The sequence below is a fragment of the Wolbachia endosymbiont (group B) of Scrobipalpa ocellatella genome, assembly GCF_964188425.1.
In the GTDB taxonomy this organism is placed as follows: Bacteria; Pseudomonadota; Alphaproteobacteria; order Rickettsiales; family Anaplasmataceae; genus Wolbachia.
The window spans coordinates 947,948-959,883 of record NZ_OZ077190.1 but is presented as its reverse complement, the minus strand read 5'-3'; the positions used below and the strand labels follow the sequence as shown (position 1 = coordinate 959,883).

Genomic DNA, 11,936 nt, shown 5'->3' with positions numbered 1-11,936 from the left:
CTCATTTATGCTTTTTTCATCAAAATATCATTTACTTATTAACTTAAAATACGTCACAATATAAAAATGAAAAATAGCCCGTTAGCAGTAGTATTCGATTGGGATAATACCTTAGTTGACACTCAAGATAATATTTCTAATGCTATTAAGCATACTTTAGATTTGATGGGATCTGGCAGTAAAGTTGTTGATAGAAATTCTCATGAATCAAGAAAGAGCTACATGGTCAATTTGTTTGGTGATCAGTGGAAAAAAGCGAACCAGATATATCAAAAATACCTAGATAGTGCACTGTTACAAAATATTACTCTGAACGAGGGAGTAGAGGGAATGCTCCAGACGCTGAAAAGCCACAATATTTACCTAGCGATAGTTAGCAATAAGAAAAATACTAATTTACGTCAAGAAGTTGCCTACTTTAAACTAGATTCTTACTTTGAAAGAATAGTTGGATCATGTGATACTGCAGAAGATAAACCATCTGCAACTCCACTGCTATTTGCACTAGAGGAGAGTACGCTACCTGTAAATAGAGAAAATGTGTTTTTTGTTGGTGACAGCATCACAGACATTCTATGTGCACAAAATGCAAATTGCTTACCTATTGTATACGGACAATCAATAAGAGGTTATGAAGATTTGTTATATTTTCAACATTTTAATAAACTTACAGAATTCATAGTAAAGTATTTGAAAGATAGGTGGTAATGACAGAGATCGCTAGTGTACACAGGCGCTTTTGCGCATATTTAATAGATGTAGCAATTTTATTAATTCCAACCTTACTAATTGTGTTGTCATTAGGGGATTTTCCATTAATTTTACACCTGTCATACATGTGTATAAATTGTGGCTACTTTACATATTTTATATCTTCAACAGCTCAAGCAACTCCTGGTCAACAGTTAATGAATATATATACTATCACTTTAGATAGTTCTAAAATAGGTTTGAGCTTAGCATTTGATCGCACTATCTCTCAGTTTTTTCTTCCTATGCTAAATAATTTAATTATCACCTTTATCAAACTTTTTCAAACATCAGTAAATGCTTTAAGTACACTAGAAGTGATTATAGTGATGCTTACCTTCAGTTGGTATTTAGTTGCTTGCTTCTCTCAGAGGAAACAGGCATTTCATGATGTGCTATTTGATACGATTGTTGTGAGAAAAATAAATTGATGTGACCTTGATTGTTATGTAGATTACATTGGTATATTAGCTAAAGAAAGGTTATGAATAAAGAAATAGTAGAACATTTAAATAAATTACTTACAAATGAGCTGACTTCTGTACGCCAGTATCTTTTGCATTTTGCGATTCTTAAAGATAGCGGAATTAATAAACTTGCAGAAAAGATGAAAAACGAGCTTAATGAAGAACTTGAGCATGCAAATAGGCTAGCAGAAAGAATTTTACTGCTTAAGGGCATGCCAAATTTTCAAGATACAAATAAAATCTCAAAGTATGAAGGAAAGTTCACAAAAGATACAATGCAGAAAATCTTAGAAGATAATTCTAACTTAGAAGAAGAAGGTATCAAGGGCATCAAAGAGGCAATTTCCGTTGCTGAAAAAGAAAAGGATTTCGTGAGTGTAATGTTATTAGAAGGACTACTGAAAAATGAGGAAGAGCACTTACATTGGATCAAAGAACAGATTGACCTTATTGAGCTTATGGGTATTGAAAATTACTTGAGAACACAAATATAGAGTGTTAAGAAAAACAGTATTTATTTTCATTATACCTTTTTTACTTCTTTTTTCACTCGGGTTATGGCAGTTATTTAGATTGAGCTGGAAGAATAATATTATCAAAAATATGGATCTTCCAGTTATTCATCTACTGCCTAGTGATAATCTTTCAAAGTTTAACTACAGAAACGTTAAAATCGACGGAATTTTAAGTGATATAGAACTATATGTTTTCGCAGGTCAACGTGGCTATCATGTGCTGTCTCCTATGTTGCTTATCAATGGACATTACATGTTAATAAATAAAGGAATAGTCAGAGAAAAAAAAGAAGAAAAAGCAAAAATTGAAAAAGTAGCTGCTGATGGCGTTTTGTATTGTGATGGTAGCAAAAATTGGTTTATCAAAAATGATATTGCTTCAAATACATGGTTTACCTTAAGTACAGAAGAAATCTCCAATGATCTAGGTATTAAGCTAGAGAAATGTATATTGTGGCAAGACAATTTTGGTGGCAAATTGACTATACAGCCAATAAAGCATCTTGAATACGCAATTACTTGGTTTGCACTTTCCTTGATTTGGCTCATTATGTGCGTATTTTACTATAGGCAAAATATATATAAGTCGTAGAGATACAGTGTGGAAAAAGAAAAGCTACAAATAGAAAAAATGCAACAAAGTGGAAGAAAATACTTATTACAAGGGTTAGTGATATGTCAGTGTTGCAAATCCGTTTATTATGGAATGAGTAATGCTAAGGGAGGAAGAAGTTACTATCGTTGTCCTGGAAAACGTTTTGGTGAATGTAACAGCAAATCAATACGCGCAGATATACTAGAAGGGGTAGTATGGGAAGAAGTGAAGATGTTAAGAGGGCATATAACGAAGGAAAAGTGTGATTTATCAGAGGTAGATTGGGAGACTAAATTTAATATAATTAGAAAGTTAGTTCAGCGTATTGAAATTGATGATGATAATGTACATATGGTGTTTCGATTAAAAGAACTCGCTCTCGAAAGACAAAAAGAAGATATTCAACCTTGTACCAGAATTATAAAGAATGTAGTGCTATCAAATGCAATAGGAATGCATAAAGTTAGCAATGCCCTGGCTGCAATATCAGTTGCAGTGAAACTTGGAATTAGTGATGAAGAGATTAAAAAAGGTCTTTTGGAATTTAAAGGAGTAGCAAGGAGATTTTCTTTAATTGCCGATATTAAAGGTGTTAAGTTAATTGAGGACTATGCTCATCATCCAAATGAAATACAGGCAACCCTGTCAGCAGCACGTTTGACCACTAAAGGAAAGGTAACAGGAATTATCGAGCCGCTTCGTTTTGCTCGTATTCGTAATTTTTTTGATGAGTTCGTACGAATTTTCATGATGTTTGATTATGTAATTCTCACTCCTGTCCATCCTCCAGAAGATAAGCCTATTCCTGGCTGTGGAATTGATGATATACAAAAAACCTTGATCAGTAATGGGTTTAATGATGTGAAGATTATGAATGATGCTTTACTCATTTCACATTTTATTAGTAATTCGACAAGTTCAGGAGATGTAGTATTATTTATTGGTGCTGGTAGTAATATAGCTAAACTAGCGAAAGAAACTGCAAAGCTGCTGCTAGTAAAATAAACTTAAGCATTGGTGATTTATATGATAAAATTGTGTAGTAAAACTGGATCCCAGTGTCTAGGCAAACAACTGTACAGACATTGCGATATGGGGATAGCTTCCATTAAGAATGGTGTCATCCCAGTGCCCAGACACTGGGATCCAGAAGACTTAACTTTAAATAAGTGGCTGTATAATAAAAACTGGATTCCAGTGTCAAGCACTGACCATCCGCTACTCAAATTACCTGTATATTGCAATGTTCGTACACTGAAATGTTACAGCGCTGGGGTGACATTTCCCGAACGTGAACACAATTGTGAATCTAGTGGAGGTTTAGCATGATGAAAAAGACGATCAGCAGTGTATTTGCAAGAGAAATTTTAGATAGCAGGGGTTACCCAACAATTGAGGTAGAAATAGAACTATGTGATGGAGCAACAGGTAGAGCCGCTGTCCCTTCTGGGGCTTCGACCGGTAAACTAGAAGCATTGGAGCTGAGAGATCAAGATGAAAAAAGGTATTGTGGTAAAGGAGTGCTGAAAGCTGTTCAATCTGTGAGTGGAGTGATAGCAAATAAAATCATTGGCATGGATGCAGCAAACCAGAGTGCAATTGATAAAGTTTTAATTGAACTAGATGGAACAAAAAATAAATCTAAACTTGGAGCAAATGCAACTTTGGGTGTGTCTCTTGCTGTTGCAAAAGCAGCAGCAAACAGCTTTAAAATGCCGTTATATAAGTATTTGGGAGTAGGGGAAGAGCAGATGCCAGTTCCGCTAATTAACGTCATTAATGGTGGAGTACATGCAGATAATAAACTCGATTTTCAAGAATTTATGATTCTTCCGGTTGGTGCTGAAACTTTCAGTGAAGCAATCAGAATATCTGCAGAGGTATTTCATAACTTGCGCAGCATTCTTAAGAAAAAAGGTTATAGCACAAACGTAGGAGATGAAGGTGGTTTTGCACCAAACATTGGAAGCACTGAAGAAGCTCTTAATTTGATAATTCAGGCTGTTGAATCTGCCGGTTATTCGATGAAAAATCACTTTGCACTGGGTCTTGATGTTGCTGCATCTACTTTTTATGAAGATGGAGTTTATAAATTTGAAAACAGAGAACTCACTTCAGAGGAATTGGTTCAGTATTATTTTGACCTTGTAGGCAAATATCCAATAATTTCTATAGAAGATGCAATGAATGAAGACGACTATGAAGGTTGGAAATTACTTACTGTAAAACTTGGGAATAAAGTTCAATTGGTTGGAGATGATTTATTTGTTACAAATTGTGAACTAATAAGTAAAGGAATAGAGGAAAAAATGGCAAATTCTGTACTAATTAAACCAAATCAAATAGGAACGCTTACGGAAACTTTTGCTGCTATTGAAATGGCAAAATCAAATGGCTATAGGGCTATTATTTCGCATCGCTCAGGTGAAACAGAAGATACAACGATATCCCACATAGCGGTTGCATCGAATTGTGGACAAATCAAGACTGGCTCGCTGTCGCGTTCTGATAGGCTTGCAAAGTATAATGAATTAATGAGAATAGAAAGTTCATTAGGAGAAAATGCTAAATATTATTGTGGGTTAGCATGGACTTCATAGACGAAGTTAAATTATATTTAAAAGCAGGTGATGGTGGCGATGGCTGCGCGAGTTTTCGTCGAGAAAAATTCGTTGAATTTGGTGGCCCAAACGGTGGTAATGGGGGCAAGGGAGGAGACATAATTTTCATCAGTGATGCAAATCTCAACACTTTGCTTAATTTTCGTTGTCGAAGACATATTAAAGCAAGTAGTGGAAAAAGTGGTACGAGTAGAGATAGATCTGGCACGGCAGGAAAAGATATTATACTTAAAGTTCCAGTTGGTACACAAATAATCGATGAAGAAAGTGAGGAAGTGATAGTAGATCTTGATAAACCCGACATGGAATTTCAAGTAGTACAAGGTGGAAAAGGTGGACTTGGAAATACTAACTTTAAATCTTCCACCAATAGGGCACCAAGGCATTTTACTCATGGTCAGCCTGGTGAGGAAAGAAACATAGTATTGAAGCTAAAAGTTTTATCTGATGTTGGCATTATTGGTATGCCAAATGTAGGTAAATCTAAATTTTTAACCCGCTGCTCGAATTCTGATACGAAAGTAGGCGATTATGAATTTACTACTATAAGACCACATTTAGGTGTAGCAAAAGTGGATTATAGCGAAATTGTAATAGCAGATATTCCTGGAATAATCGCTGATGCTCATCTTGGAGTTGGGCTCGGACACAAATTTTTAAAGCACATAGAAAGGTGCAAAATTTTACTGCATTTAATTGATGTAACTCACGATGAAATTATTTCAGCTTATAATTGTACGCATAATGAACTGAAGCTTTACAATAGCGATCTTGTTGAAAAAGAGGAAATTGTAGTGTTAAATAAATGTGACTTATTGGAAGAAACAGAAATTCTTGAGAAGAAGAATCATTTAGCCAATTATCTTGATAGAGAAGTACTGTGCTTATCAATCGACGATGATTTACAGCCCATCTTAAGATTATTAAATGAAAAAGTGAAAATTAAGGAAATTAATGTATATGATCCTTTTAAGATGTGAATTTTTTATTTGACAATCAAAGTCTGGATTCCAGTGGGTAATTTTCCACAGTTGTCTGCATTTTTTGTTCCACAACTTATCTTTTTTTCGGCTTGTGCCATTTCTCACACTGTCTCTTGCCTTCTTGAACTCAGAAATTCAATAGCTACAAAAGCATTTGAGTAGTTTTTTGTTAAGAATTAGGCATAGAATCCCCCATATTTATTAATAAAGAACAGAAAAAATGTAACGTACATACGACAGAGATTAAGCATATGTGTGCACCCATGTGCGCTGAAGAAGATACGCTACATTCTTTACTTAGTTTGATTATTTGATAGAAAAGTCTGCAGACGAAGATAGATTTTGAGCTCTAAAAATACCTCTACTGTGAGTATACTAAGATTAGATAAATAGGCGAAGTAATTTTTATATTAGTTTTTTAGTTGCCAATCAATTTGGAGTTCAATAACTTGACATTTATTCAATACTACTGTATAATAAGCATGTGTATTTTTTATACACTATGGCAATAAAATTACCTTGTAATAGGTGTATTGGACCCGAGGGCAGTACTCGGCGCCTCCACCATATTTTTTGATTGATACGGGGGCGAGTAAGGATCGACATGCATAGTAAAGATGGTAGCTTTGCTCGGTTAGATACCACCGCTAAGAGTTCACAATTTAGATGCAAACGATAACTTTGCTGCTGAAGACAATGTTGCATTAGCTGCTTAATTTAGGCACTATAACTTCATTGCTATAAGCACGGTTTAGGGAACGCCGGGTAACAGAAGTTCCCCCAAACATGTAAGGGTTATATGGATAAAACAGATTATCAGAAGTCGCTTAGTTATGCTAAATTTCAAGTTATCAAAAAGGCTTTGAATACTATATTAGATAATGTTTTTACTCCTCACTTAGAAATAGTATTTTTTACGCGCTTTAATGGTGTTGTCATGCCAGACTACTTGAAAGAATCATACCCTACTCAAATGCTTATTATATTACAGCATCAATTTTTTGGTCTAAAAGTTCTTGAAGATAAGTTTAGCGTCAGTTTGAGCTTTCGTGGAAAACAAGAACAAGTCACTGTACCGTTTTTTGCTATTAGTGAGTTTCATGATAAAATTTCAGGAGATACTTTAGTATTTAGCGTTGATTCTGATAAAGAATATGAAAGTGAGAAATGTGCTGAAAAGTCATCAAATGGTAGTATTATATCTATAGATCAACTTTACGATAAGTAGTTACTTCATTTTATAAATAAAAAATATTGTATCTGTTCAGGATATCGACAAGACCATAGAGTAAAAGTGAGTTTATAACAAATGGTATCATTTGAGTAGCTGACATTAGCTTTCACATCAAAAACGTTATAAAGCGCTTTCATGTTTACCAACTTAGTGCCAATCTGGATCCCAGTGGGCTTTGTTGCACAGCTCTTCGGATAGTGGGTAATGTATAATAAATTCATGAAGCTATATCAAACTTAGCCATGCCTATTTCAGTAAATTTGTTAAGCAAATAACACTTGAGTAGCAGTTCCTTCTCACGATTAATCTCAGATTTATTCCTAAAACTAAATCCAAATATTTGCTTCAGTCGCGAGAAAAAACTTTCTATATAAGATCTCTTCCAATAATTTATCTCTTTTTTCCACCTCTTCATACCATCTTCATCATATGACTTTATGAGCTTGATTGTAGAATTTCTCTCATTCATATAATCCAACTTTGGATGCTCTACTGCATTATTTTGCGGAGGAATCCTTGTCTTTATGTCAAGCTCATCGCACAGTTTGTATAACTTCTTTCGATCTATCTGCATATATCGTGCTTATGTTATACTTGGTATCCACTCTTTCAATAAGATCACAGGCTCCATAGTGGTCGGAATAAACTCCACTACTGTATTTTGCAGCTATAACTTTTTTACTACCTATCTCTAGCATTACATCTTGTTTGCTCATAGCGGCGATACTTTCTATCTGTACCATTTGCCTTACTATGGCCTGGAATATTATTGTAGATGCTGATACCTGTACTATCTATAGCAATTTCAATATCTTCCATATCGTTCTTATCAACTCTGCAGTCGTTGATTTTGATATTAAGCTTTTTAAACCTTCTTGAAGCCTGCGAATAGCTGATAATTTGCAAAATTTTCCCTATTTGCTCAAGATATTTCTCTATAAATCCCACTGTTTGCCTAAGACCAATCCTGAATAGATAGGTTATTATGTGAATTAGAATCACTACTTTGTCGCTGTAGACATTGTTGCCACCTGCTACTTTTGGACTATTTTCGTACCAATTTTCAATGGCATCGTTGATATAATGAAAAACATTTCCCCTTTCTTGAAGAAATTTGTTATATTCATTGCAGTTACTGACTTTCATTCTTATTGGCATATTTTTCCTTTGTCGGCTAAATATCTATTTTATAACAAATTCCATCAGTAACTGCCTGTTCTTTCCTTGAGTGGTGCAACAAAGCCATCCCAGTGTCTGGGCACTGGGATGACAACAAAGGGGCTACTTGAACAGAGGCTATTTAGGTAACAAGAGGTGACAAGAAAAGAAGCGCTGGTTTCATACGTACCTGAACACTTATCCTGCATGTAATAAACATGATCAAAAAGCTATTCATACAGTACACATCTCTCCGTTAATTTATCAATAAGTTTTTTATCCACGTGGAATCAAAGGGTATAATATCTTATAGCTTATTGTTTACACCTATTTCAGCATAAAAATTATTGTGGGGCTTGATTTTATACATATCACTACACATAATAGGTTTTAGTGTAAATTAGTAATATGCATCCAATCATATACTTACTTAACCTGTTACTTGATCTTTACAGCTTCGTTCTAATATGCTCAATTGCTCTCGATTTGTTGATTAAATTGAATGTAGTTAACATGTATAATGAGATTGTAAGCAGCATAATGCAAACTTTAAACAGACTTACCCATCCTCCACTAAAGGTTATCAGAAGGTATATACAACCATTCAATGGATTAGATTTATCCGTGATGATATTGATAATAGCAATTCACTTTGTAAAATATACAATTACTTATTACTTTAAGTAGATGTTAAAAAAACAGCTAAAATCAGCGATATACTTGTCACTATTAATGTATATATATATATCGGTTTTTAGCTATAATTATAAAGATCCATCCTTAAATACAGCTACAAATCAGGAAGTAACAAATTTGGGCGGAGTAGTAGGTTCATATTTAGCTGATATATTGGTTCAATTTCTTGGACTCGCTAGTATTACAATAGCTACAACCATAGTTTACTTTTTAATTTTCAGAGCATCATTGCTGAAAATTATCTACCTAACGTTAATCAATGTAGCAATATATGCTATATTGTCGCAACTTTCGCTTGGCATTACTGCTAGATACATGCACGGTGGAATAGTCGGTAATGCTCTAATTGACCACTGCCCGTTTTACATATTCACAGTAGTAGCATCAATAGGTATTGTAGGATTGATTGGTTGGAAGAGAACGGTTTATTCTTTGCTTTTCCTATGTAAAAAAATATTTTCCCTTTTTACAAAGGTTCTGTTTTTCAGGTTACGTAAAACTACTGATTATTCAATAGCACCATTAGTAGTAGAGGAAAAATATATAACCACTAAACAACAACCGAAAGAAAGAAAGAAAAAAGCTGCCGAAGAAATTGTTAAACCACCTTCTAGCGAGTTTGAGTTTCCAAGCATTCACTTACTTTCCAAAGCAGAAGAATCTTTGCAGAGAAAACAGTTGAATGCATTAGAGAGCAATAAGAATTTATCTCTGCTCGAACAGGTTCTGAGTGATTTTGGCGTGCAAGGAAAAATTATAAGTGTATGTTATGGACCGGTTGTGACTTTATACAAACTTGAACCACAAGCAGGTACAAAATCTGCAAGAGTGATTGGTCTTGCAGATGATATTGCACGTTCAATGAGTGCACTTTCTGCACGTATTTCAATAATTCGTGGACAAAATGCCATGGGAATAGAATTGCCAAACAAGGAGCGAGAGATTGTAATGCTGCGTGATTTACTTGAATCGCCAGAATACCAAAATGCAAACTTAAATCTTCCAATTGCGCTTGGCAAGGAAATAAGCGGAAAACCAGTTATTGCAGATCTGACTAAAATGCCCCACTTGCTTGTTGCCGGAACTACAGGGTCAGGTAAGTCGGTTGCAATTAACACGATGATTCTGTCGCTTGTTTATCGACTAAGTCCTGATGAATGCAAGATGATAATGATCGACCCCAAAATGCTCGAGCTTTCAATATATGATGCAATACCGCATCTAATAACGCCAGTGGTAACAGAGCCAAAAAAAGCTGTTATTGCTCTTAAGTGGATAGTGAAAGAGATGGAAAATCGCTATCGCATGATGTCATATTTAAATGTGCGCAATGTAATAAACTATAATCAAAAAATTACAGAAGCGATGAATAGCGGAATAGAGTTGGAGCGCGTTGTACAGATTGGCTTTAACTCAACAACGGGTAAACCTTTATTTGAAAAAATACCACTTAAAATGGAGACATTTCCGTATATTGTGGTGATCGTAGATGAAATGGCAGATTTAATGCTTGTTGCTGGCAAAGATATAGAATGCTCTATTCAACGTTTAGCTCAGATGGCTCGTGCTGCAGGAATACACATCATAATGGCAACACAACGCCCATCTGTAGATGTGATAACAGGTGTGATAAAAGCAAACTTTCCAACGAGAATTAGTTTTGCTGTTACTTCTAAGATAGATAGCCGTACAATACTTGGTGAACAAGGGGCCGAACAGTTACTCGGTATGGGTGATATGCTTTATATGGCCTCTGGTGGTAAGATTATTCGAGTGCACGGTCCATTTGTAAGTGATGATGAGGTGCAAAATATAGTTGATCATCTGAAAACGCAAGGTGAGCCAAACTACATGGAGGAAATCACTCAAGAAGATGAAAATTCTTTCGCGGAATCAGAAGGTGAAACAGAAGATGAAGAGAACGATCTATACAAGCAAGCAGTGGCCATCATTCAGAGAGATCAAAAGGTTTCAACTAGTTACATTCAAAGGCAACTTAGAATAGGCTATAACAGAGCTGCAAATATTGTTGAAAGAATGGAGAAAGAAGGTATTGTCAGTGCTCCGAGTTACTCAGGAAAGAGAGAGATATTGGTAGAATAACCCTTAACTTAAACCAAAGAAAGTTATTTTAAGATCAATAGATCTCTTGCATAACTGGAATTCAAAAGTTCCAGCGCATGACCAGATATTTCTTATTGGATCCCAGTTGTATAGTGTTTAATACTAAATTAACTACTAAAAACGTACAATAGTAATATATTAATTAGCTAGGGGGTTAAAAATGGGTATAACCAAATTTGTATTCGGTTTTGATAAATCGGATGTAACAGCATTGCAGGAAAGTCAAAATATTGATGCTAAAAAGTTTCAAGAAGTATTTAGCGCATTAAAAGAATGGCAAGAAGCTCAAAAGATAGATGCTAAACAGTTTGAAGAGGTATTTAGTGCATTAAAAGAGTGGCAAGAAGCTCAAAAGATAGATGTTGAGCAGTTTGAAAAAGTTTTTGGTGCATTAGAAGACAAGATTGGTACTGAGCAGTTTCAAGCTATGCAAGAGCACTTAAGCGGCTTGCAAGAAAAATTTACAGGCTTAGAAGAAAAAGTAGAAACATTTGCAGACATGGTAGGGGGACAAGAACAAGCAATACTAACTTGTGCCATAGTCAGTGCTGTTGCTGCAATAGCTGTAACTAGTTTTGTTGCATTCTGTATCTATCAGGGAGTTAAGCTTGATAAAGAGAAGAAAAACGACTTGTCTCAAGATATGCCAAGCGGAAAGTTTAATAATGTGAATGATACCGAAAAACTGAAGAATAACTTACAGCAAGGAAGAGTGTAATGCTCTTCTTGAAAGGGTGTTACGTAAAATTTGTAACACCTTAAATTTCCTTTAGATTATGTAGGTTTTGGTAGT

General features: G+C 35.0%; 15 protein-coding genes and 1 other RNA gene. 13 read left to right on the top strand and 3 right to left on the bottom strand.

Annotated elements, in window-relative coordinates; translation table 11 throughout:
* Positions 1-66 precede the first annotated feature (66 nt).
* The 10 genes from AB3210_RS04455 to AB3210_RS04410 all read left to right on the top strand — a co-directional run bounded on the left by AB3210_RS04455 (position 67) and on the right by AB3210_RS04410 (position 7,159).
* Positions 67-708 carry an HAD family hydrolase gene (locus tag AB3210_RS04455; protein WP_007302658.1) on the top strand — a complete coding sequence of 214 codons (642 nt, stop codon included), beginning with the start codon at positions 67-69 and terminating at the stop codon, positions 706-708.
* Positions 708-1,181, top strand: coding sequence for an RDD family protein (locus tag AB3210_RS04450; RefSeq protein ID WP_052264982.1), 474 nt, complete (start codon positions 708-710; stop codon positions 1,179-1,181). Before AB3210_RS04455 ends, AB3210_RS04450 begins: the two co-directional genes overlap by 1 nt.
* A 53-nt stretch (positions 1,182-1,234) precedes the next feature.
* Entirely contained in the window at positions 1,235-1,711 is a 477-nt protein-coding gene (gene bfr / locus AB3210_RS04445; RefSeq protein WP_007302660.1) for a bacterioferritin, read from the top strand.
* A gap of 1 nt (position 1,712) precedes the next feature.
* A complete protein-coding gene (locus tag AB3210_RS04440; RefSeq protein ID WP_052264983.1) occupies positions 1,713-2,324 on the top strand; it encodes an SURF1 family protein in 612 nt (203 codons plus the stop codon).
* A gap of 9 nt (positions 2,325-2,333) precedes the next feature.
* On the top strand, positions 2,334-3,332 hold the full coding sequence (locus AB3210_RS04435) for a recombinase zinc beta ribbon domain-containing protein (protein WP_179943897.1): 999 nt from the start codon (positions 2,334-2,336) through the stop codon (positions 3,330-3,332).
* Between the two features lie 87 nt (positions 3,333-3,419).
* The gene (locus AB3210_RS04430) at positions 3,420-3,656 is read left to right on the top strand and encodes a WPE palindromic element domain-containing protein (RefSeq protein ID WP_230440369.1); all 237 of its coding nucleotides are present in this window, start codon (positions 3,420-3,422) and stop codon (positions 3,654-3,656) included.
* Positions 3,653-4,927: a phosphopyruvate hydratase gene (gene eno / locus AB3210_RS04425; protein ID WP_052264984.1), complete on the top strand. Its 1,275-nt coding sequence runs from the start codon at positions 3,653-3,655 to the stop codon at positions 4,925-4,927. Before AB3210_RS04430 ends, eno begins: the two co-directional genes overlap by 4 nt.
* Entirely contained in the window at positions 4,915-5,928 is a 1,014-nt protein-coding gene (cgtA, locus tag AB3210_RS04420) for an Obg family GTPase CgtA (RefSeq protein ID WP_052264985.1), read from the top strand. The genes eno and cgtA overlap by 13 nt, the downstream gene beginning before the upstream one ends.
* Before the next feature lie 448 nt (positions 5,929-6,376).
* Positions 6,377-6,716: a transfer-messenger RNA gene (gene ssrA / locus AB3210_RS04415) on the top strand.
* A 14-nt stretch (positions 6,717-6,730) separates the two neighbouring features.
* Entirely contained in the window at positions 6,731-7,159 is a 429-nt protein-coding gene (locus AB3210_RS04410; RefSeq protein WP_007302665.1) for a ClpXP protease specificity-enhancing factor SspB, read from the top strand.
* 223 nt (positions 7,160-7,382) lie between these two features.
* On the opposite strand, the gene AB3210_RS04405 is transcribed toward AB3210_RS04410, so the two are convergent.
* Genes AB3210_RS04405 through AB3210_RS04395 form a run of 3 tightly spaced genes read right to left on the bottom strand, consistent with a single transcriptional unit; the run spans position 7,383 to position 8,323 of the window.
* Positions 7,383-7,739 carry a transposase gene (locus AB3210_RS04405; protein ID WP_007301972.1) on the bottom strand — a complete coding sequence of 119 codons (357 nt, stop codon included), beginning with the start codon at positions 7,737-7,739 and terminating at the stop codon, positions 7,383-7,385.
* The gene (locus AB3210_RS04400; protein WP_038227351.1) at positions 7,699-7,881 is read right to left on the bottom strand and encodes a hypothetical protein; all 183 of its coding nucleotides are present in this window, start codon (positions 7,879-7,881) and stop codon (positions 7,699-7,701) included. Before AB3210_RS04400 ends, AB3210_RS04405 begins: the two co-directional genes overlap by 41 nt.
* A complete protein-coding gene (locus AB3210_RS04395; RefSeq protein WP_019236989.1) occupies positions 7,847-8,323 on the bottom strand; it encodes a transposase in 477 nt (158 codons plus the stop codon). Before AB3210_RS04395 ends, AB3210_RS04400 begins: the two co-directional genes overlap by 35 nt.
* A gap of 408 nt (positions 8,324-8,731) precedes the next feature.
* On the opposite strand from AB3210_RS04395, the gene AB3210_RS04390 reads away from it, so the two are divergent.
* The 3 genes from AB3210_RS04390 to AB3210_RS04380 all read left to right on the top strand — a co-directional run bounded on the left by AB3210_RS04390 (position 8,732) and on the right by AB3210_RS04380 (position 11,861).
* On the top strand, positions 8,732-9,010 hold the full coding sequence (locus tag AB3210_RS04390) for a YggT family protein (protein ID WP_082241856.1): 279 nt from the start codon (positions 8,732-8,734) through the stop codon (positions 9,008-9,010).
* Positions 9,011-11,122, top strand: a complete 2,112-nt coding sequence (locus AB3210_RS04385; protein WP_012481755.1) for a DNA translocase FtsK — start codon at positions 9,011-9,013, stop codon at positions 11,120-11,122.
* Positions 11,123-11,303: 181 nt separating this feature from the next.
* The gene (locus AB3210_RS04380; RefSeq protein WP_007302667.1) at positions 11,304-11,861 is read left to right on the top strand and encodes a hypothetical protein; all 558 of its coding nucleotides are present in this window, start codon (positions 11,304-11,306) and stop codon (positions 11,859-11,861) included.
* Positions 11,862-11,936 lie beyond the last annotated feature (75 nt).